Raw genomic sequence first — 20,951 nt, 5'->3', positions numbered from 1 at the left:
AACCACCCCAGGGCTGTGTGAGGACGGCTCTCGTTGTACGGGCGCCGCCACGCCTCGATCCTGCTCCAAGCATCGGCCGACGACAAGATCCAGTTCGCGTTCAGGCACACGTCACGCAGTCGGCCATTGAACGACGCGACCAGCGGGTTGTTGGTCGGCTTGCTTGCAGAGGTGGAAGACCCTCTTGTGATTGACACGCCATGCCGCCCAGCGCAGCAGACTACAGATCCGGAAGCAGATCAGCTGCGCGCCGGATCGAACAGGGGTCGAGTGACGTTCCTCACAGCCTACACAGGCCAAACAGGAGGAACGCTCATGCGTATTCGCTATCTGCTGCCGCTCGTCGGCTTGCTCGCGCTCACGGCCTGCAAGGACGAGAAGAAGGCCGAAAACCCCACGCCTCCTCCGCCTCCTGCAAGCACTGCACCGGCAAACCCCGCGCCTCCGGCAACGACGACAAATCCGGCTCCGGCCAACAAGCCGTAGCCGACGCGCCTTGATGGTGGCGGGTCCTGGCACGCATTCCCAGACCACAGGACCCGCCAATCGCAACAGGGAAACATGTCGCCGCTCTGATCACGAAACTCACACCCAAACCGGGGGTCCGTGAAACCGGCAGCAGGCCAGACATAGGAGAGAAGACGTCGAACCCGATCTCCTCGGCCCCCATGCCAGCGCGGGAACGCATCCTGCGTACGGCACAGGACCTGTTCCATCGACAGGGTATCCGCGCCACCGGCATCGACCGCTCATTGCGAAGGCAAGGGTGACGAAGGTGACGTTCTACCGGCACCTCCCCTCCAAGGACGACCTCATCCGGGCCTATTTGGAGCGGCGGCATGCGGCCTGGATGGGATGGTTCCAGGAGGCCCTATCGTCGTCTCGCACCGCACAGTCCGAGGCAGAGCGCCGGGAGGCTCCCCTGGGGCTTGTGCTCGACGCGGCGCGAGCCTGATTCGGCCTCGCCAAGTTCCGGGGCTGCGCTTTCGTCAACACGGCCGTGAACGCGCAACTCGGCCAAGCATCCGCTAATGGGGCGCTAGTTGGTCTCCGCATCCTTCCCGATGCTCTTGGCTCGCGCCCGCCTCTTCCATGAGGATCATCACGCTGCCCCAATCCGGAGCGGCAGAAATCTGCGGATGGCTGCCTCCCGGAAGCTCCAACGGCGGTCCGGACGGCTGGGTTGGGTCGAAACTCGCCGATCCCCTAAACGTGGATCGAGAGAGCGGTCCGGCGACGGCCAGTTCTCGAAAGAGGGAGGGGTTGTCCGAGGAGATAGGGTCGCGATACGCGCCGCTCACGCGGATTCAAGTACCAAGGCGATACCCTGGCCACCGCCGATGCAAAGGGTGACGAGCCCGCGCCGGACGCCGTCGCGGCGCATGGCATGGAGAAGGCGGGTCGCGAGGACCGCGCCCGTCGCCCCGATGGGATGACCGTGCGCGATGGCTCCGCCATCGACGTTGACCATGTCCTCCGGCAGGCCGAGTTCCTTCGCGACCGTGAGGGGCACGAGCGCGAAAGCCTCGTTGATCTCGACTCGCTCCAGGTCGCCGAGGGACCAGCCGGCGCGCTCCAGAGCCTGCCGGACGGCTGGCACGGGGCCGATCCCAAACAGGCCCGGTTCGCAGGCACCGACGCCGTAGGCCACGAGCCGACCGTAGGCGTCGAGGCCATGGGCCTCCGCGAAGCCGCGTTCGGCTACGATCATTGCCGCGGCACCCGAGTTGAGGCCCGGCGCGTTGCCGGCCGTGATCGTCCCGTCCTTGCGAAAGGCAGGCCTCAGCTTGGCCAGGGTCTCGGCCGTTGTCTCGGGACGGGGAGCCTCGTCGCGCAGGAAGGTCTCCGTGCCCTTCCGGCCCTTGATCTCGACGGCGGCGATTTCGGCGTCGAACGCGCTGGCGGCCTGGGCCGCCGCGAACCGGGCCTGGGACCGGGCCGCCTAGGCATCCTGCGCCTCGCGACCGATCTGTGACTTCGCAGCGAGATCCTCGGTGTGCCACCCGGAATGCTCGCCCGAGAAGGCGTCGTTGAGCCCGTCGTGTAACATGCTGTCGAGGATCTGGGCATGGCCCATTCTGTGGCCCCAGCGCCCGCCCTCCATCAGGTACGGGGCAGGGTCCATGTTCTCCATGCCGCCGGCCAAGGCGACGTCATGGTGTCCGAGGCGGATTTCGTCGGCCGCCGTGGCGATGGCCTGGGCGCCCGAGCCGCAGACGCGGTTGACCGTGAGCGCGGGAACCGAGACCGGCACGCCGCCGTTGAAGGCCGCCTGCCGGGCGGGGTTCATCCGATTGCCGGCCTGGACCACGTTGCCCATCGTGACGCTGCCGAGCGCGCTCGCGTCGAGGTTTGCGCGGCGCAGGGTCTCGCGGATTGCGGTCGCGCCGAGGTCGGTCGCCGCGATGCCCTTGAGGCTGCCGCCGTACGCTCCAATGGCCGTGCGGACGGGATGGCACAGAACGATCTCGCGGTGGGTCATGGACTTGATCTCCGGACTGGCTTTGGGGACGAGCGCAGCGCGTTGATGCGCGCGGTGGCCTGCACCGAGTGGGGCCTGCCGGACCGCCACCTCGATGGGGGGATTCGGGGCGTATTTCCCGACAGCAGCTGGAGCTTGCCGCGCCTCTGATCCTCGCCGAGCTTCAGGATGGAGTGCCCTGCACGGTTCTCGGGCTGCAGCCTCTCCCACAATCCCCCGCGGCCGGCCGCGCGTTCGAGTTGCTCCTGCCGATGCACCCACTGCTCGACGCTTCGGATGCGATGGGGATGGATCTCGTCCAGCAGGCCATAGTCGCGCTGGATGACGTTATGCTTCCACTGATTCCAGAAGCCGGTGAAGTTGTCCCGGAAGCTCATCGTGCTCTTGTCGGCCGGGTCCGCGTTGTAGCCGGCCGGCATGTCGGCGACGTGGCTGAAGGCGCGCGCGAAGTAGGTATCGGCATCGACGTCGACGTAGCGGGCGGGATGTCCGGTCACGCGCGTGAACGCGGCGGCGAGGGCATCGTACCTCACGTGCTCGCTGGCGACTTAGAGATCCATGCCGTTCGCGCGCGCCGGATGGTCGAAGAGCCAGCCGACGTAATAGGCGCAATCTTCAAGGGCCACGTGCACGACGGCGCCGTGACCGAGCGGCACCCGCTACGTCACCACGCCGTCCTCGATCCGGGGCGTCATCGGCGTTCGCGAGGAGAACGCCATCTCCAAGTAAGGACCCGTCGTGAACCGGGCCGCTCCCATCCTGCCGCCGTTGTCCACGTTCTGGGACAGGATCCACTCGCCGATGCGGCCCTTGCCGTCGTAGTGCCCGGTCCGGAACCGGGAGTCGTATCCCGATTTCTTCAACGTGTAATCGAGGTTTCCATAGACGAAGAACTTCACACGCTCTTCCAAGGCGATCTCGTAAGCGCGGATCGCCCAGTATGTTTCCGTCTTCTCACCGGCGTTGAAGCCGTCGATGTTTATGAATGCGCCGTCGCATGCGCGGAATCCTGTCCGCAGCGTGCTTTCGTCGGCGAATGTCCCTTCCAGGATCTCGACGTTGCCGAGGCCCAGCAACGACCGCGCTCGGGCCGATCCGCAGTCCCGCGTGAGCGCCAGAACAGAGTATGCCCCATCGCCGACGAGCCCCTTCACGACAGGCAACCCTTGAGCGCTGGTCGCGCCGACAACAAAAATCCGCGAGGTTTTCTGTGATGACACGGCACACGCTCCGATTCAATTTATATAGTGTTAACTCTGATAATCGGAGTAAAGCAAGAACGATATTTTTGACGGCAACGGAGTGGTGCCGCCGCGCATCGCTCGGGACCTCCTAGGCTCGGAACGGCGGATTGCAGTAAACGGGATGCAACGGCGGTCGAGATTTTGGAATTGGACCGGCGAACGGGGGACGTGCGAACGATGCGATTGAGGCGCTTCGAGGGGATGGTCTGTTCGGCAGCCGACGTCATGAGCGCCCTCGGCGACCGTTGGGGCACGCTTATCATGCGTGACCTGATCCTCGGGCTCACCCGCTACGAGGACCTGCTCCAGTCGACGGGAGCGACGAACACCACGTTGTCAGGTCGTCTGAAGGAGCTTGAGGAAAACGGGCTCGTGGAGCGGCGGCTCTATCAGGTCCGGCCGGACCGCTACGAGTACCTGCCCACGGCGCGGGGGCGGGACATCGAGTTGCTCTTGGCCGCGATGGTGCAGATCGGCGACAAATGGAATCTGGCGGGTCGCGAAGGCCCCCCGCTGCGCTTCGTCGATACGCGAACCGGCCACCGCGTCGCGCTGGCGCTCGTCGATGCGAAAACCCGGGAGCCCGTCAGCAGGCGGAACGTGGCGGTCGAAGCGGGGAGCGGCGCAGATGACGTAATGCACTGGCGGCTGGAGCGCGGCGCGGCTGCGAAAGTGCCCGCGCCGGACTGAAGAACGCGCTCCCGCGAAGAAGGGCCACGATCGAGACCCAAAAGCCGCATGCGCGGTCGTCGATGATCGATGGCGCGGGACCCTTCCACCTGCTCCATGAGCAGTGCGGCTGGGGTCCGGACCCCGGCCGCTGGCCTTCTCGAGGCGGACCGTACGTCATCTCGGCTCGGTTCGCTCGGCTTCGTTCAACGCCTGAGACAGGCGCGAGAGCGCGTGTGAGAAACCGGTCATCTCGTCCTGATTGAGGACGCCGAAAATCTGTTCGACAAATTCGCGGCGCATCGGCTCGGAGGCCCGCATCGCTCTGAGACCGGCCGCGGTGATTGAAACTCGCTTCACCCTGCGGTCGCTCGGATCGGGCCGGCGCGTCACCAACCCGTCGCGCTCGAGCAGGTCGAGCGCTTGTGTCACGGTGCGGGGTGCGAGGCCGTAATAGCCCGCGATGTCCGTTGCGCAGACGTCCTGTTCGGCCCGCTGCAAGAAGCACAGCAATTTATTCTGCGCCAGCGAGGCCCCCTGTTTGGTCATGCGCGCGTCAAGCAGACGGTGAAGCCGCTGACCGACCTCGCCGAACTCGCTGGCAACCCTGTCGATCGCACTCATTGCGGTGTGACCTCAAAATATGGATTTGCGCCAGTTTGACGGTTCGGCCTATAGAAAGCGCGCAACCTCAATAAGTCGGACGGCGCCTTTTCTCAAGCGTCCCTGGGTGTTTCCGCCGTCCGCCTCCTGCACGGGAAGCAACGCCCAGATGAGGTGCCTCAGCGATGGCGGCAAGTCCGTGCTTCAACAAGTCCATCCTTCAACGCGCCCGGAGAACCAGATGAAACGGATCACAACCAGTTCCTCTCGACCATCGACGGGCTGAATGTCACCGATGTCTAACGTCCGACGCCGGGTGTCGGTGAAGTTCTGATGAAAATCGGTGCGAACTCGATCAACTTTCACGATTGTATGGTCGCGATTGGTTATCTTCCGGTACCCGTCGAGCGCGTGCTGATGTCCGATGGGGCCGGTGAGGTGGTCGAGGTTGGGGCAGACGTCACCGAGTTCGCAGTCGGCGACCGTGTAATCGGCACGCTCCATGCCGCTTGGCTGGAAGGGCCGCCGACCGCCGCACGGATGCAGACGATGCGCGGCAATCAGGTCGACGGGTTCGCCAGCGAATATGTCGCAATGCCCGTGCATGCCTTCACAAAGATGCCGGCGAGTATGACCGATGAGGAAGCCGCGACGCTGCCCTGCGCCGGTCTGACCGCTTGGCGAGCCCTAATGGTCGAGGGTGATGTGAAGCCCGGCGACACCGTGCTGATCGAAGGCACCGGCGGCGTCTCGATCTTCGCGCTCCAATTCGCCAAGATGGCAGGGGCGACGGTCATCGCTATCACCTCCAGCGCCGAAAAGATGGCCAAGTTGCGTGATCTCGGCGCGGACCATGTCGTCAACTACAAAGAGACGCCCGAATGGGGGCCGCGGGTGCTCGAATTGTCGGGCGGCGACGGCGTCGATCACGTCGTCGAGGTCGTCGGCGGCGAGCTGACGCAGGTGATGAAGTCGTCCAAGGTCGGCGCCAGCATCTACATGATCGGGATGCTCAGCCAGAAGCCGATCGAGGTTCCGCCGATGGGCATCATGCTCGGCAATCGCCGGATCATCGGCCTGTCGGTCGGCAGCCGCGAGCAGCAGAAGGGGATGGTCCGCGCGATCGACGCCAACGGGCTGAAGCCGGTGATCGACCGCGTGTTTCCGTTCGACGAGATGGCGACGGCGTTCGGTTACCAGGAGGCGGGGTCGCAGGTCGGGAAGATCTGCCTTTCCTGGTAGTTAAGGCCGACCCTGGTCGCATCCGTTAACGCGATGCAGCTTTTTGAGTACCGTCACGATCACGGGTTTGGGCCGGGACGGGTGGGGTTGCCAGGGTGGGCAAGCTGTAGATCGGCTTTCGAGCATGCCCCCGCCCGCGTCTCTGCTTAAGCCATTGTGCAATGGACCAAATCGCCTTGAGTGGCGGGGCCACGATCAGTGCCGACCGTGACCTCAACAAAAAGCTTAGATCTGCTTTTTTATCAGCGAACTAGGTGCTGGGTTCCAAACCATTGAGGGTCGCCTGGTCGACCCTCCACACCCTGGTCCGTCAGGCCGCGAGCACCTCGTTGCCCCGCAGCGGCACCTCCCCGGACCGGCCGAGCCGGAAAGCCATTTCCCTCACTATCTCGTCTGGCCCCCGCCAGATGACGGATGCTCCGGCCAGAACCTTGGGCTGGCCGTCCTCGACGATCCAGATGCAATCCGCCTCCTCGTTGGCCGAGCACAACCGTTGGTCGGCGTGCAGGGTCTCGAGTCGGTGCGCGACCTCGAAGCTTGCGATCAGTGCGCTTGGATCAGAGCAATACTGATGCAGGAAAGCTCGGATCCCATTCGAATTCGTTGCCATCAAGCCGCTGCCGACAATTGTAGCTTGATCCCGTTTCGTTCGCCTAGGTATTTCCAGTGACGAGCTTCGAGCCCATCACTGGATTTTTCGCAGGAATGACGATCCGGTGCTGTGATTTGCTACGTCTCGTTTTATCTACGATTCTTCATTCGTGGCAAAACAGTCATAATCTCCGAAACTTTGGCGAGAACATCATACGTCCGCTTGTGGGCAATCTTCGCGCCCTTGCGAGCATACTGCGGGTCTCACCACGCCTTGGTACTGTTTCCGAAAATTATGCCTTTCGGTAGTGACCTACCACGAAGCAAAACTGATCATCTTTTTCCGGACGACACGAATGCCGCCCCGATCTTTCAAGAGCAGCCCGTCGTGGACCCGCAGGTGTCGCACTTCAGGCAGGTGCCATTCCGGACCAGCGTGAAGTTCGCGCATTCCGGGCAGGCCTCGCCGACATAGCCCTTCATCTTCGCCTCGGCGCGGCGGTCGGCGACGCTCCGCTCCGCCTTGGCGAAGGGGAGGGAGTCGGCGATCGTCTCGGCCTGGCCGGCAATCGCCGGCTCCGCCTTCAACGCCGTGCTGCCGCGGATCGCGTGGACCGTGCCGCCGGCCGGCGCCGTCTGACCGGCATTCGCCGCTCCGACGCCGAGGCTCCCCCCGGCCGGCCCGCCCTGAATCAGGGTCAGCCGGTCAGCTGAGCCGCGCAGCAGGCCGCGGGAGACCACCGAGGAGGCTGGCGCGGGCTTGGGACCCTCGCGGGTCGTGTCGCCGCTCTCGCCGCCGCCGATCACCGTGCCGCCGATCTCGGCGGGGCTGACATGGGCGAGGTCGKYGCGGCCGAGATASGAGAYSGCSAGYTCSCGGAACACGTAGTCGAGGAKCGASGTCGCGYTCTTGATSGCGTCGTTGCCCTGCACGAAGCCCGCCGGCTCGAACCGCGTGAAGGTGAAGGCCTCCACATATTCCTCCAGCGGCACGCCGTACTGGAGGCCCAGCGAGATCGCGATGGCGAAGTTGTTCATCAGGCTCCGGAAGGTCGCGCCCTCCTTGTGCATGTCGATGAAGATCTCGCCGAGGCGGCCGTCGTCGTACTCGCCGGTGCGCAGGTAGACCTTGTGGCCTCCCACCACCGCCTTCTGGGTGTAGCCCTTCCGGCGCGTCGGGAGCTTCTCGCGGGACCGGATCCGCTCGACGCGCTCGATCACCCGCTCGACGATCTTCTCCGCCACCGCCGCGGCCTTGGCGGCCGCCGGAGCCTGGAGCAGCGCCTCGATGCCCTCGTCCGCCTCGTCGTCCTCCTCCGAGATGAGGGCGGCGTTCAGCGGCTGCGACAGCTTCGAGCCGTCGCGGTAAAGGGCGTTCGCCTTGAGGGCGAGGCGCCAGGACAGCAGGTAGGCCGCCTTGCAATCCTCCACCGTGGCGTCGTTGGGCATGTTGATGGTCTTGGAGATCGCTCCCGAGATGAAGGGCTGCGCCGCGGCCATCATGCGGATGTGGCTCTCGACCGAGAGGTAGCGCTTGCCGATGCGGCCGCAGGGGTTGGCGCAATCGAAGACCGCGTAGTGCTCGAGCTTGAGGAAGGGCGCGCCCTCCAGCGTCATCGCCCCGCAGATATGCGTGTTGGCGGCCTCAATCTCCTTCTTCGAGAAACCGAGGAAGGGCAGCAGCTCGAAGGTCGGATCCGCCAGCTTCTCGGCCGGGACCTTGAGCGTCTGGATCAGGAAGTCGTCGCCGAGAGTCCAGCGGTTGAAGACGAACTTGATGTCGAAGGCCGACTTGAGACCCTTCTCCACCGCGGCGATCTTGTCGTCGGTGAAGCCCTTCGCCCGGAGGGTCGTCGGGTTGACGCCCGGCGCCTGTCCCATGGAGCCGTGGCCGACCGCGTAGGCCTCGATCTCGGCGATCTCGGACTCGCGGTAGCCCAGCGCCCGCAGGGCGTCCGGCGCGGCCTGGTTGATGATCTTGAAGTAGCCGCCGCCGGCGAGCTTCTTGAACTTCACCAGGGCGAAGTCGGGCTCAATGCCGGTGGTGTCGCAATCCATCACGAGGCCGATCGTGCCGGTCGGCGCGATCACCGTGGCCTGCGCGTTCCGGTAGCCGTGCTCCTCGCCGAGTTTCAGCGCCCGGTCCCAGGCGGCCCGGGCATGGTCGCCGAGGTCCGCCTGCGGGATGTTGGCATGGTCGAGGGCGACCGGCGCGACGTTCAGGAACTCGTAGCCCTCCGCCTCGCCGTGGGCCGCCCGGCGATGGTTGCGGATCACCCGCAGCATCGCGTCGGCATTCTCGTCGTAGGCCGGGAAGGTCCCGAGTTCGGCGGCCATCTCGGCGGACGTGGCGTAAGCGACTCCGGTCATGATGGCGGTGAGCGCGCCGGCGAGCGCGCGGCCCGCGTCGGAATCGTAAGGCAGGCCCATGGTCATCAGCAGGCCGCCGATATTGGCGTAGCCGAGACCGAGGGTGCGGTAGCGGTAGGAGAGCTCCGCGATCTCCTTGGACGGGAACTGCGCCATCATCACGGAGATCTCGAGCACCACCGTCCAGAGGCGGTTGAGGTGCTCGAACGCCTCCACGTCGAAGCGCTTGGTCTCACGGTCGTACATCGTCAGCAGGTTCGCCGAGGCGAGATTGCAGGCGGTGTCGTCGAGGAACATGTACTCGGAGCACGGATTCGAGGCCCGGATCCGCCCGCCGGCCGGGCAGGTGTGCCAATCGTTCATCGTGGTGTTGAAGTGCAGGCCCGGATCCGCCGAGGCCCAGGCCGCCTCGCCGATCCGCTCCCAGAGGTCGCGGGCCTTCAGGGTCTTGGTCACCTTGCCGGTGGTGCGCGCCTGGAGAGTCCAGTCGGCGTCCGCCTCGACGGCGCGCAGGAAGTCGTCGGTCAGCGAGACCGAGTTGTTTGAGTTCTGGCCTGCGACCGTGAGGTAGGCCTCCGAATCCCAGTCGGTGTCGTAGACGGGGAAGTCGATCTTGGTGAAGCCCTGCCGGGCGAACTGCACGACGCGCTTGATGTAGGCATCCGGAACGGAGGCGCGGCGGGCGGCCTTGATCTCGCGCTTGAGGGCCGGGTTCCGCTCCGGATCGAAGCAGGCATCGCCCTCCGCCTCGCACTGGGTGCAGGCCTTCATCACGAGGTTGAGGTGCTTGGAGACCACCTTCGAGCCGGTCACCAGGGCGGCGACCTTCTGCTCCTCCTTCACCTTCCAGTCGATGAAGGACTCGATGTCCGGATGGTCGATGTCGACGATCACCATCTTGGCGGCTCGCCGCGTGGTGCCGCCCGACTTGATCGCGCCGGCCGCCCGGTCACCGATCTTGAGGAAGCTCATCAGGCCCGACGACTTGCCGCCGCCACCGAGCTTCTCGTTCTCGCCGCGCAGCATCGAGAAGTTGGAGCCGGTGCCGGAGCCATACTTGAACAGGCGCGCCTCACGCACCCACAGGTCCATGATGCCGCCCTCGTTCACGAGGTCGTCCTGGACCGACTGGATGAAGCAGGCGTGGGGCTGCGGGTGCTCGTAGGCCGAGGCCGACTTGGTCAGCGCTCCGGTCTTCGGATCGCAATAATAATGGCCCTGGCTCGGGCCATCGATACCGTAGGCCCAGTGCAGGCCGGTGTTGAACCATTGCGGCGAATTCGGCGCCACCATCTGGCGGGCCAGCATGGAGCGCAACTCGTCCATGAAGGCCGAGGCATCTTCCTCCGACGAGAAGTAGCCGCCCTTCCAGCCCCAGTAGGTCCAGCAGCCGGCGAGCCGGTCGAACACCTGCGTGGCAGAGGATTCGGAGATGAATCGCTCGTCCTCGGGCAGCTCGGCCAGGGCTGCGTCGTCCGGAACCGAGCGCCAGAGGAAGGAGGGGACCGCGTTCTCTTCGACCTTGCGGAGGCGGGCCGGCACACCGGCCTTGCGGAAGTACTTCTGCGCGAGCACGTCGCTCGCCACCTGGCTCCAGCTCTCCGGAACGTCGATGCCGTCGAGGCGGAACACCACCGACCCGTCCGGGTTGCGGATCTCGCTCAGGGTCTTGCGGAAGGGGATGCCGGCGTAGGGCGATTGTCCGGCCGTTGTGTAGCGACGATCGAACCGCATGAAACACACCTCTCCCGACGGGACGCGACGGCCCCGGCCCCGCGCGACGCGGGGTCTTTGCCCGATGATGGGATTCGGACCCGACCGCACCCACGGACAGGTGCGCCTCGGCATCGCGAATGAAATCTAGGAACGGTCGGCTCTGCCCAACGCACCACTTCAACGGGCGCCACCGATGGAGGGAGAATACCGCCGCCTTCGCTCTCACGTCAACAAGTGGTGTTCGATGGGCTTGTTCCCCGCTAGATGTTGTGCCGGCTCGCAAAAGCCTGTGGATATCATCCCCGCCCGGGATAAGTGTCCTTCCTGCTTTCCAGAATCGGATCGGGAAAATTTTGCATTCACACCCGAAGTTGTAAGCGCCGGCGATCTCATCGCGTCGGCGGCCGGACGCGGCTGCGGAGCGTTGCCGCGTAGCGACAGTTCGGTCTTGCGGCTGGACTCGCACGCGCGCGGTCACCATAACGGCGCCGAGAAGCGCCCCTGCGGCGCGGCACGACACCGGGACCGGCGATGGCGCTGAAGGACACTTTGCTGCGCGTCTTCACGTGGTGGAACGGCCAGACCGTCTCCCTGGCGATGCAGACGGCGCGTACCGGGATCTTCGTCGGCGAGGACGAATTCGGGAACAAGTACTACAAGGCTGAGGGCGCGCTGATCGATCGGTCGGTCGGCTCGGAGCGGCGGTGGGTGGTCTATAATGGCTATGCCGACGCCTCGAAGGTACCGCCGGGCTGGCGCGGCTGGCTCTGCCACAACGTCGACCTCGCTCCGAGCCAGGAGACGTATCAGCCGCGTGCGTGGCAGAAGCCGCATGTCGAGAACCAGACCGGTACGGCGAACGCCTACCGGCCGCAGGGCTCGCAGCTGTCCTGGGGCTCCCGTCCGGCTGCGACGGGCGACTACGTCTCTTGGACCCCGGGCGAGTAGACCGGACCCAGGGCGCGGGGAGAAGCCACCCCGCGGCCGCCCGGCGCCCTTTTGCCGCCACCGTTCCGGTGTTCATGGCCGGCCAATCCCGACCGTCCGCCGCGCATCTGACGGCGCGGCCGGCCACCCTCGTCTAGGGGTCCGAGCCTTGAGCCGCATCACAGCCCTCGTACGCCGCGCGCTCGCCCCGAGCCTGGCGCTCGCTCTCTGCGTCGGTCCCGCCGCCGCCGACAAGATCAAGAACCCGACTGCGGTGTTCTCCGGCCTCGACAAGATCACCGGCCGAATCGTGTCGTTCGAGGTAGCGGTCGACGAGACCGTGCAGTTCGGCGCCCTGCAGCTCACGCCGCGGGTTTGCTACACGCGGCCGCCCACAGAGAGCGCCAAGACCACGGCGTTCCTTGAGGTCGACGAGGTGACCCTCGACAACAAGTACCGCCGGATCTTCACCGGATGGATGTTCGCGTCGAGCCCAGGCCTGCACGCGATCGAGCACCCGATCTACGACGTGTGGCTGGTCGACTGCAAAGGCGGCAGCGACGTGATCGCCGAGGCCAAGGAGCAGGAGGACGTTCCGGCCGTCGCGGCCAAGCCCGAGAAGGCCAAGCGTCCGGGCAAGGATGCGACCAAGACCGCGCAGCAGATCAACGCGGCCGGCCAGGTGGACGTGGAGGCGCCGCGCGGCGTACCGGTCCAGCCGCGGCAGAAGCCGTCGCGCAAGTTCTTCCCATCGAACGAAGGCCCGGCGCCTGCTCCGCCGCCGCCGCAGCAGCCCCAGAACTTGTTCGACGCGCTGTTCCGCTAGGATAGCGCCCGAGCGGGCTGCGCGACTCCGGTGGCCGCGACCCACGGCGTGGGGGACGTAGCGGCCACCGGACGCACGTGCGCTTCAAGCGACGTTGACGCGCCGCCCCCGGTTCCAGGCGAGGAACGGCACGCCGGAGAGCAATCCGGCCAGGGCCGCGCGGTTCTGATGGCATCCGTTGACCGACACCCGGGGCAGGGCCTGGAGATGTCCGGCATGCTCCGCGAACAGGTGCCCGGGCCGTGTGGTGACCGCGGTCGCGAAGCCCATGTCCCGCGCGAAGGCGAATTCCCGCGGACCTGCCGAAGTCGGGTCGCCGACCGGGTAGGAGAGGTGCCGCACGGGGCGACCGAGCTCCGCCTCGATCCGGGCGCGCCCGTCGGCGATCTCCCGGGCAGCGGTGGCAGCGTCGTGTTTCGCCAGCATGGGATGGCTGACCGTGTGGGCGCCGATCGTGACGGCCGGGTCGGAGGCGAGGTCGCGCAGTTCCGCCCAGGACAGGCACAGTTCCGAGGCAACCCGGCCGGGTTCAAAGCCGGCTTGCCGACAGAGCGCCGCAATCTGGTCGAGGAGGTCGCCTTCGCCGCCGCCGCGCAGGTCGCGGTAGAGCGCCTCGAAGGCGAGCGCCTTCTCCTGCGGGCTGCGCGCCGGCAGGTCGAGGCTTCGAGCACCGATGCCGATCCGCACCCGATCCAGGCGCGCGATGGCCCGTTCCAGCTCGATCCACCAGAGCCGACCGGCCTGATCGGCGAAGCCGCTGGTGACGAAGAGCGTCCACGGTGCGCCGTACCGGGCCAGGACGGGGCGCGCGTGCACGACGTTGTCCCGGTAGCCGTCATCGAAGGTCAGGACGGCGAAGGGCGGCCCGTAATCGGGCTCGGCCAGGCGCTCCGGCACGGCGTCCAGGCCGACGATCTCGAAGCCGCGGGCGTCGAGTTCGCGCAGGGTCAGGTCGAGGAACTCGGGCGTGATGCCGAGCAGGCGGTTCGGCGCGAAGGCCGGCACCGGCTCGGGGCTGACATGGTGGAAGGTGAGGATCACGCCCAGGCCGCGGGCCGCGGGGCTCAGCCAGCGATCGGCACCGACGGCCTGGATGGCGCGGAACCCGGACGCGAAAACCCGTTGCTTGGCACGCGACGACAGCATGTCCCTGAACCGTTCGGGCCGCAGGACCCGTGCCCGGGCAGGATTGCGGCGGCTCGGTAAACAAAGTCGAAAGCATCCGCGCCGGGGGCGACGACCGGCAACGGAGTGTTAGCCACGGCCGCTCTTTGCGTGATCCTCTTGCTCCGCGATCGCCACTTCAACGGTTGAGGACACGGGCTGTTCAGTCCCCAGCGCCAGGGTGTGAGCTGCGTGGGATCGCAGACGGTCCCCGGGAGATCGGAACATGGCGGTCGGCGTCCAGCTAGCGGGAAGGGACATGGTCGGCTCGCGAACCGCAGAGGGGCTCGTCGCGGAGATCGCCTCCGACCTCGCGCAGGCCGAGGCGCTCTGGCGCCGTCTGGAGACCGACCCCGCCAGCCTCAGCACCCCGTACCAGCGATTCGACTGGGTGAGCGCGTACCTGCACGCGACGCAGCAGGCCGGGAACGCGCGCATCGCGATCCTGCGGGACGTGGATGGGCGGGCGCGCATCCTCATACCGCTCACGGTGCAGCGGGAATCCGGTCTCCGTGTCGCGCGGACGGTCGGCGATACGCACGCGAACTACCACATGCCGCTCTTCGCCACCCGCGATGCCGCGGCGATCCCCCACGGCGAGATCGTCGCGGCGCTGATCCGGGCAGGGCGCGCGGCCGGTATCGATGCCTACGCGCTCATGCATCAGCCGCGGATGTGGGAGGGAGCGGCAAACCCCCTCGCCGTGGGAGGTGAGCCCGAGGCCAGCGACGCCTACGGCCTCATGCTCGGACCGGACCCGGACGCGACCGTACAGAGGGTCTTCAGCGCCGATGCCCGCAAGAAGCTGCGCTCGAAAGAGAAGCGACTCGTGCAGGGGCACGGCGCCATCCGCTACCGCATGGCCGAGACCCCCGAGGAGGCCGCGCGTCTGCTGGCGGCGTTCTACGCGCAGAAATCGGTCCGCTTCGCCGGGATGGGAATCTCCGATCCCTATGCCGACCCTGCGATCCGAAGCTTCCTCACGACGGCTTCGAGCGGTGCCGCTCCAACACTGGAGATTCACGCCCTCTGCCTGACCGAGAGCGGCCGCGTTCTGGCGACCTTCGGCGGCGCAGTGAGCGACCGGCGTTTCAGCGGCATGATGACCGCGTTCGATGCCGATCCAGAGATCGCCCGGTTCAGCCCGGGCGACCTGCTGCTGCAGCATCTGGTCCGCGATCAGACGGCGCGGGGCCGCCAGGGTTTCGATCTCGGAGTCGGCGAGGCCCGCTACAAGGCCAGCATCTGCGACGAGACGATCGGGCTTGTGGAAACGATCGTTCCGGTGACTCTACGGGGGCGGACCTACGGGACCCTGCGGAGGAGCCTGACGCGCGCGAAGCGGCGCATCAAGCGCGATCCGCGCCTCTATGCCGTCCTCAAGCGGCTGCGGTCGTTCCGCAAGCCGTGACGGGCGGTTTCCGCGCGCCGGGACCGCGTCTGCGACGCGTCGCCTAAGCGGCGTTCAGGCGAAGCTCGGCGCGCGGATCCGCGACATCCGCGCCCGCCGGACGGTCCTGGGCCACCAGGATCTGACCGGCACCGGCGTCCTCCGCGAGGGCGTAGAGATCGGCCAGAGCCGGATCTTCGGCATCCGCATTGGATGCGATCACGACGCTGTCCATGAAGCCGGCGACGAGTTCGAGCAGGTCGACGGCGCCGGGTGCGGCGTAGAGCCGGCAGACCACCCAGTCATAGGCTTCCGCCATGGCTTCGAAGGTGAGCGCCAGGGCATCCTCCTCGTCGAACAGGACCGTCGATGCCGCCAGTCCGGCCTCGATCCGATGCAGGCCGGTGCTGCCCCGGGCATCAATCACGTCGAGGAAGGCGGCCTCGCCGGCGACCAGGTCGGAGAAGCCGAGCCGGGCGGACCCGTCGCCCGGTACGTTCAGGTCCACGGCGACGAGGCTTCCCTCGCGACCCAGGGTTCGGGTGAGCGCCTCGGGAAGCGCCGCCGCCCCGCGCTGATCCTCGGTCTCGACGATCAGGATCCGCCGGCCGGTCTGCCCCCCCGGGGCGCGGGGCGCACCGGCGATGCGCGCGACGAGCGGGGCCAGGTCGAAGCCCTCGGCGAAGGTGCCGGAGTGTGCGGGGAACGGCGCCGGTGCGGCAGCCGCGACCGCGTCGGCAGGCCCAGTCCAGCGCACCGACGGCATCGCCTCCGGAAACGCGAAGGCCGGCCGGTCAAGGACCGGTTCGCGGCGATGGTGATCGTCCGTTGGGTCGCCATCGCGCTCGGCCGCGGCGCGGCGGGGCTCGGCGAGGAGCGCGCTGGCGATGACGCCGCCGGCCGACAGCATGAGGGTCAGCAGCGTTGCGAAGGCGACGATCGGCAGCTTCTTGGGGAAGGACGGCACTTCGGGCGTCACGGCCCGGGATACGATGCGGGCGTCGGCGGGCGTGGCGGCCTCGCCATCGCGCGCCGCGGCCTCGCGGTAGCGCGACAGGTAGGATTCGAGCTGGTCGCGCTGGGCCTTGGCCTCACGCTCCAGCGCCCGGAGCTGGATCTCGCTGGCATTCCCACGCACGACCACGTCCTGCTGGCCGTCGACGGCGGCCTGCAGACTCTCGACCCTGGCGCCTGCGATCTTGGCGTCGTTCTCCATGGTGCGCACGACGCGCTCGGCCGAGGCCTTGATCTGCGCGTCGAGATCCTCGAGCTGGGCGTTGATCTCCTTGATCCGCGGATGGGCCGGCAAGAGCGTGCGCGACTCGAGGGCGAGTTGCGCGCGCACCGTGATCCGGTTCTCGACGATCCGCCGAATCACCTCATTATTGGCGACATCCGGAATCTCGTAAGCGCGCCCGTCCTTGATCAGGCCCTTGATGGCCTTCACCTTGCCGTCGAGATCGGCCCTGAGGATCCGCGCCGCGGAGAGCTGGCTCGACAATTCGCCGAGCTGCTGGGCATTCAGTGGCCGGCCGGTCGCGCCGGCACTGCCCACGAGTCCGTTCTTGGCCCGGAACGCCTCGACCTTCGCCTCAGCCTCCGCGACGCGCTTGCGCAGGCCGTCGATATTGCCCCCGAGCCATGTCGAGGCATAGCGGGCGGTGTCGACCTTATCGGCCTCCAGCGAGCCGATGTAGAGCTTCGCGATCGTATTGGCTGCCTCTGCGGCTAGCCTCGCGTCTTTCGACCGGAATTCGATGGTCAGGATACGAGACTTGCCGGCCGGATAAACCAGCAGGTGGTCGAAATAGGCATCGAGCACCCGGTCCTCTGCCGGGCGATCCAGGGGATTGGCGCCGATGCCGAGCATCATCATCAGGCGCTGCACCGGGCCGATACTGCCGGCGCCGGGATCGAATTCGGCGTTGCCCACGAGCTTGAGTCGGCGGATCGCCTCCCGGGCGAGGTCCCGCGACATGACAACCTGCACCTGGCTCGCCACAGCCTGCTCGTCGATCGGAGCGAGCTGGTCCGTGCGCTCCTGCGCGGTGCGAGCGAAGGCGGGATCGCGGCTCTCCAAGAGGATTTTCGCCTCACCGGTGTAGCGGGGGCTGACCACGTTGACGAAGACGGTCGCGCCCAGCGCGACCACCAGGGTCGGGCCGACGATCCAGCCGATCGAGCGCCGCAGGATCCGCGGCAGCTGCGCCAGGCTGAGGCCTTCCTCGGCGCGCGGCTGCGGCCCGGGCGCGGCGGAGGTCGAGCGTTGACGTATTGAGGACATGCGGACGCTCTGAACGCGGAGACAGACCGGGTGGGCATGACTGCCGTCCCGCGCCCATTAGTGGATGTTAAGGTTGCTCAAGGGTTAAAGAGCGCGCGAAGTGCTTCCGCGCGGCGGCCGGGCCGGGGGCGATCAAGTTTCATTAACCTTAACCGCCTAGATCAGGCCGCAACGGCATCAATGACGGCGATGGTGATGAACCGGCGCGCTCTGCTCCTCGCACTTGGCTCGACGATGGCACTGGGCGGCTGCCTGAGGCCGAGCTTCCGCACCGACCAGCTCGATGCCACCGGCACCGGCTCGATCGCGGCCCGCTACACGCTGGCGGCGGGCGACAAGCTGCGCGTGATCGTCTTCGGCCAGGACAATCTGTCGAACATCTACGCGGTCGACGGCGCCGGCCGCATCGCCATGCCGCTGATCGGGACCGTGCAGGTCGGCGGCCAGACCACGGCTCAGGCCGCCAAGGCGGTCGAGGCCAAGCTCGCCTCCGGCTTCGTGCGCGAACCCCACGTAACCGTGGAGGTCGACGCCTACCGGCCCTTCTACATTCTCGGCGAGGTGACCACCTCGGGTCAGTATCCATTCGTGAACGGGATGACCGTCGAGACGGCGGTGGCGATCGCTGCGGGCTTCGGCCCCCGGGCGGCGCGGGACTATGCCGTCCTCACCCGCGATGCGGGCGGATCGCTCGTCTCGGGCATCGTGCCGATGACCTACGCGGTCCGTCCCGGCGACACGATCGTGGTCAAAGAACGCTTCTTCTGAGCGATCTCGCAGCCGCTCACTGAGCGCCCTGCCACGGGTTGATCACCCGCATGGCCGTCTTCTCCGTCGGGATCGGTGTCGCGATCTCGGGCACCGGTTTCGCGGCGCGCGCCACCATGCGGCGCGCTTCCTGCGCGGGCAGGGCGCCTACCGGGGTGAAGAGACCGGCCAGCACCTTGCGGGTGCCCCGGCTAACGTAGTGCGAATTCTGGACCGGCTCGAAATCCCGGATCGCGTGGCGCTTGTCGGGATTTCCGGTGAAGACCCGGGCGCCGGTATTCAGCACCACGATATCGCCGGGACGCAGCGTCTCGTCCTTGAGGAGCGCCGCCGTCGCGCCGGCCTTCATGTCGATGGGCGTCTGGCGCTCGCTGATATCGCGTTCCTTGACGCGGATCTTCAACGGCAGCGCGGCGTAGCGGGTCTGGAAGCGCCGGCGGGCGGCGCCGAGCCGAGGGGTCGCGCGTCGTCGGCCGAAGACGGAGGCCGCGACGGGCGCGGCCTGCGTCGGTGCCGGCTGAGCCTGTGGCGCCGGCCGGACACCGAACAGCATCTCGAGAAAACCCACCTCGGCCGCCTGAGCCTGGAACGCGGTGCCCGCGAGAAGGCCGCCGAAGACCGTGACGGCCAGCAATCTGCGCACGCGAAGCCTCATGGCATCCTCCGGAAGCGACGCCCGCTACGAGCGTCCATCCCTCAACCGCAAGGCGTACTGGAGGGTTCCGGACGCGCGACGGCCTGTGGGGCGAGAACGCCAGTTTCCGTGGCGGTGTGATAATCGGCGAGTCGATGGGTTGAGGTGGGCCGGGATCGGCGCACGCTCACGGTCGTGTGGCGAACCTCAGCCCGGAGCCGATTGCTCGCCCTCACCGATGCAATCGAGAGCCCGTTCCACGGCGCTTACGGCATCCAAGAGATGCTGAACCGTGCGCTCGACTTCGAGCGCGGGGCGTCCCATCGCGGCGGCGCGGGCGCTGACATCCTCGAGCTGCTCCAGCAGGGCGAGGAGATCGCCGGCTACGGCCACGACCTCGCAGCGGGCGAGGCGCGTGACGGTCGAGCGGGGACGGAAGGGCACGACATTGCTCATTGCGGAGGGTTTTCGCCCGAAACGGCTTGGTTTCGCCAGGGGGGAGGGACCGCACTCAACACGATTGGCCGCCCGTATCCGCCGGAAACGGGGGGTGTGGTGGATTTTCCGTGGCCGCTGCGCATCGGAGGCGGCAGAACGGATTTACACGTTGCGCGCGACCTTGACGGACGCGCCTCCGCCCTGACCATGCCGCGAGACCTCACGTTTCGGGCTTAGTCCGGTCGATGCCGGGTCGAGGCTCGGCCTTGCTACGCTTCAGGATTCACGATGCGCTTGATCCTTCTCGCCCTCTCCGCGCTGGCCATCGGCGGCCTGTGCGCCTGCTCCACCAGCGAGGGGCCGGACTCCCGCAGCGGACTCAGCGAGAGCTTCAACCTCGACAATTATCGGGCCTCCAGCAACACCAACGGCACCCAGACCCGTCGGGACGTGAACCGCGCCTACACCCAGCCGACGCTGCCGACGATCGGCAACCGCGGGATGTGAGGGCGAAAGCCGGCGCGGGTCAGCGCTTGGCGAGCGCATCCGCGAAGGCGGCGATCCGGTTGCGGGCGTAGACCGGCAGGCCGGCGCTGATGGAGTTGCCGGTGTTGAAGCTGGAATTGCCCATCAGCACCTGCGCGGGCAGCAGGTTCTTCAGGACCGGCACGCGGGCATACTCGGCCTTCCGGTCGAGGACGTCTCCCTTGATGGCGAGCGCCATGTAGGTGCTGACCACCGTCTTGGTGGGATCGTTCGGCATCGGCTGGAACACGGCCAGGAACTTGCCGAACCGGAGGATCTGGTTGACCCAGAAGATCGTCTGCTCGAGGCCGCCGGTGACCGACGTATCGATCTTGGTGAGTGCCTGAAGCGGCGCGCCCTGGTCCGGACCGAGCACGCGCAACTCGCTCTGGAACGACACGAACTCGGCGATCTTCTTGGCCGAGCCGTCTTCCAGCTTGTTGGCGAGCTTCACGCCGAGCGGCAGCTTGCCCTCGAGGTCGTAGCGCGACTCGATGCAGGCCCCAGCACCCTCGCACCAGGGGCGGTCCGGACGCTTGGCGAAGGCGGCGGCCGGATCCTTGTTGGGTGTCACTTCGGCGGCCGCGATGGCGCGGTGCTTGATCGCCGGATCCATCTTCTGGACGAAGGCGAGGTTGGCGAAGGCCTGGAGGTCGATCGCCTCGGGCGGCCGCGGGACCACGAAGCGCCCCTCGGCCACGTAGACCTTGAGGGTCTCGTGCCGGGGCTTGGTCACGCCGTTCACCGTGACCGTGTAGTCCGGCTCCTTGTAGCCAGGGTAGGGAGCAAGCGCCGCGGCCTCGGCCGGGCGCGCCTTCAGCCAGTCGAGATAGGGGATCAGCCCGTTCTCCGGCACCGACGGGTTGTCGCGATGGTCCGTGAACAGGATCTGCCCCGGCTTGATCGTCGACGGATCGACGGCCCCGACCGAGGGCACCTCCTTGATCCGCTCGGATCCCGGTGCCGGCGCGGTGTTGGCGGCGGGCGTCTGGGCGCGGACCGGGAGCGCCGGAAGGGCGACCGTGAGGGCGGCCGCGAGGGCGGCAGGGAGCTGCGTTCGCAACGGGACTCTCATCCT

General features: G+C 67.1%; 19 protein-coding genes and 2 pseudogenes. 9 read left to right on the top strand and 12 right to left on the bottom strand.

Annotated features, from left to right (window positions below):
* A pseudogene (locus AC1DXK_RS09285) lies at positions 1-161 on the bottom strand (integrase core domain-containing protein); the annotation flags it as partial.
* 154 nt (positions 162-315) lie between these two features.
* Between AC1DXK_RS09285 and AC1DXK_RS09280 the strand changes: the two are divergent.
* Positions 316-486 carry a hypothetical protein gene (locus tag AC1DXK_RS09280; RefSeq protein WP_457104667.1) on the top strand — a complete coding sequence of 57 codons (171 nt, stop codon included), beginning with the start codon at positions 316-318 and terminating at the stop codon, positions 484-486.
* 280 nt (positions 487-766) lie between these two features.
* Complete coding sequence (locus AC1DXK_RS09275) at positions 767-955, top strand: hypothetical protein (RefSeq protein ID WP_457104666.1); 189 nt, start codon at positions 767-769, stop codon at positions 953-955.
* A gap of 342 nt (positions 956-1,297) precedes the next feature.
* Here the strand turns inward: AC1DXK_RS09275 and AC1DXK_RS09270 are convergent.
* The 3 genes and pseudogenes from AC1DXK_RS09270 to AC1DXK_RS09260 form a co-directional block, all read right to left on the bottom strand.
* A pseudogene (locus AC1DXK_RS09270) lies at positions 1,298-2,482 on the bottom strand (thiolase family protein).
* Positions 2,479-3,015, bottom strand: a complete 537-nt coding sequence (locus AC1DXK_RS09265) for a hypothetical protein (RefSeq protein ID WP_457104665.1) — start codon at positions 3,013-3,015, stop codon at positions 2,479-2,481. The pseudogene AC1DXK_RS09270 and the gene AC1DXK_RS09265 overlap by 4 nt, the downstream one beginning before the upstream one ends.
* A 126-nt stretch (positions 3,016-3,141) precedes the next feature.
* Positions 3,142-3,702 carry an NmrA family NAD(P)-binding protein gene (locus AC1DXK_RS09260; protein WP_457104664.1) on the bottom strand — a complete coding sequence of 187 codons (561 nt, stop codon included), beginning with the start codon at positions 3,700-3,702 and terminating at the stop codon, positions 3,142-3,144.
* Between the two features lie 249 nt (positions 3,703-3,951).
* Here AC1DXK_RS09260 and AC1DXK_RS09255 point away from each other — a divergent pair, with 249 nt between their 5' ends.
* The gene (locus AC1DXK_RS09255) at positions 3,952-4,416 is read left to right on the top strand and encodes a winged helix-turn-helix transcriptional regulator (protein ID WP_457104663.1); all 465 of its coding nucleotides are present in this window, start codon (positions 3,952-3,954) and stop codon (positions 4,414-4,416) included.
* Positions 4,417-4,572: 156 nt separating this feature from the next.
* Here the strand turns inward: AC1DXK_RS09255 and AC1DXK_RS09250 are convergent, their stop codons facing one another.
* The gene (locus tag AC1DXK_RS09250) at positions 4,573-5,019 is read right to left on the bottom strand and encodes a MarR family winged helix-turn-helix transcriptional regulator (RefSeq protein WP_457104662.1); all 447 of its coding nucleotides are present in this window, start codon (positions 5,017-5,019) and stop codon (positions 4,573-4,575) included.
* Between the two features lie 312 nt (positions 5,020-5,331).
* Between AC1DXK_RS09250 and AC1DXK_RS09245 the strand changes: the two genes are divergently transcribed.
* Complete coding sequence (locus AC1DXK_RS09245) at positions 5,332-6,240, top strand: zinc-dependent alcohol dehydrogenase family protein (RefSeq protein ID WP_457104661.1); 909 nt, start codon at positions 5,332-5,334, stop codon at positions 6,238-6,240.
* 310 nt (positions 6,241-6,550) lie between these two features.
* On the opposite strand, the gene AC1DXK_RS09240 is transcribed toward AC1DXK_RS09245, so the two are convergent.
* Together AC1DXK_RS09240 and AC1DXK_RS09235 are read right to left on the bottom strand one after the other, a co-directional pair.
* The gene (locus AC1DXK_RS09240; RefSeq protein ID WP_457104660.1) at positions 6,551-6,850 is read right to left on the bottom strand and encodes a hypothetical protein; all 300 of its coding nucleotides are present in this window, start codon (positions 6,848-6,850) and stop codon (positions 6,551-6,553) included.
* A 353-nt stretch (positions 6,851-7,203) separates the two neighbouring features.
* Entirely contained in the window at positions 7,204-10,935 is a 3,732-nt protein-coding gene (locus AC1DXK_RS09235) for a vitamin B12-dependent ribonucleotide reductase (protein WP_477297514.1), read from the bottom strand.
* A gap of 513 nt (positions 10,936-11,448) precedes the next feature.
* On the opposite strand from AC1DXK_RS09235, the gene AC1DXK_RS09230 reads away from it, so the two are divergent.
* On the top strand, positions 11,449-11,865 hold the full coding sequence (locus tag AC1DXK_RS09230; RefSeq protein ID WP_457104658.1) for an NADH:ubiquinone oxidoreductase subunit NDUFA12: 417 nt from the start codon (positions 11,449-11,451) through the stop codon (positions 11,863-11,865).
* 148 nt (positions 11,866-12,013) lie between these two features.
* The gene (locus AC1DXK_RS09225; protein WP_457104657.1) at positions 12,014-12,670 is read left to right on the top strand and encodes a DUF2155 domain-containing protein; all 657 of its coding nucleotides are present in this window, start codon (positions 12,014-12,016) and stop codon (positions 12,668-12,670) included.
* Positions 12,671-12,754: 84 nt separating this feature from the next.
* On the opposite strand, the gene AC1DXK_RS09220 is transcribed toward AC1DXK_RS09225, so the two are convergent.
* On the bottom strand, positions 12,755-13,816 hold the full coding sequence (locus tag AC1DXK_RS09220) for a polysaccharide deacetylase family protein (protein WP_457104656.1): 1,062 nt from the start codon (positions 13,814-13,816) through the stop codon (positions 12,755-12,757).
* Between the two features lie 244 nt (positions 13,817-14,060).
* On the opposite strand from AC1DXK_RS09220, the gene AC1DXK_RS09215 reads away from it, so the two are divergent.
* Positions 14,061-15,245, top strand: coding sequence for a GNAT family N-acetyltransferase (locus AC1DXK_RS09215; RefSeq protein ID WP_457104655.1), 1,185 nt, complete (start codon positions 14,061-14,063; stop codon positions 15,243-15,245).
* A gap of 43 nt (positions 15,246-15,288) precedes the next feature.
* Here the strand turns inward: AC1DXK_RS09215 and AC1DXK_RS09210 are convergent, their stop codons facing one another.
* Positions 15,289-17,508: a GumC family protein gene (locus AC1DXK_RS09210; RefSeq protein WP_457104654.1), complete on the bottom strand. Its 2,220-nt coding sequence runs from the start codon at positions 17,506-17,508 to the stop codon at positions 15,289-15,291.
* A 189-nt stretch (positions 17,509-17,697) separates the two neighbouring features.
* Here AC1DXK_RS09210 and AC1DXK_RS09205 point away from each other — a divergent pair, with 189 nt between their 5' ends.
* Positions 17,698-18,276, top strand: coding sequence for a polysaccharide biosynthesis/export family protein (locus AC1DXK_RS09205; RefSeq protein ID WP_457104653.1), 579 nt, complete (start codon positions 17,698-17,700; stop codon positions 18,274-18,276).
* Positions 18,277-18,292: 16 nt separating this feature from the next.
* Here the strand turns inward: AC1DXK_RS09205 and AC1DXK_RS09200 are convergent, their stop codons facing one another.
* Positions 18,293-18,919 carry a hypothetical protein gene (locus tag AC1DXK_RS09200; protein WP_477297510.1) on the bottom strand — a complete coding sequence of 209 codons (627 nt, stop codon included), beginning with the start codon at positions 18,917-18,919 and terminating at the stop codon, positions 18,293-18,295.
* A gap of 198 nt (positions 18,920-19,117) precedes the next feature.
* Positions 19,118-19,366, bottom strand: a complete 249-nt coding sequence (locus AC1DXK_RS09195) for a hypothetical protein (RefSeq protein ID WP_457104651.1) — start codon at positions 19,364-19,366, stop codon at positions 19,118-19,120.
* Positions 19,367-19,636: 270 nt separating this feature from the next.
* Between AC1DXK_RS09195 and AC1DXK_RS09190 the strand changes: the two genes are divergently transcribed.
* Positions 19,637-19,855, top strand: a complete 219-nt coding sequence (locus AC1DXK_RS09190) for a hypothetical protein (protein WP_457104650.1) — start codon at positions 19,637-19,639, stop codon at positions 19,853-19,855.
* 19 nt (positions 19,856-19,874) lie between these two features.
* Here the strand turns inward: AC1DXK_RS09190 and AC1DXK_RS09185 are convergent, their stop codons facing one another.
* On the bottom strand, positions 19,875-20,936 hold the full coding sequence (locus AC1DXK_RS09185; RefSeq protein ID WP_457104649.1) for a hypothetical protein: 1,062 nt from the start codon (positions 20,934-20,936) through the stop codon (positions 19,875-19,877).
* Positions 20,937-20,951 lie beyond the last annotated feature (15 nt).

It is taken from the genome of Methylobacterium sp. P3_A11, from assembly GCF_056403155.1.
The sequence above is the reverse complement of the archived record's forward strand: the minus strand, read 5'-3'. Positions and strand labels throughout refer to the sequence as shown.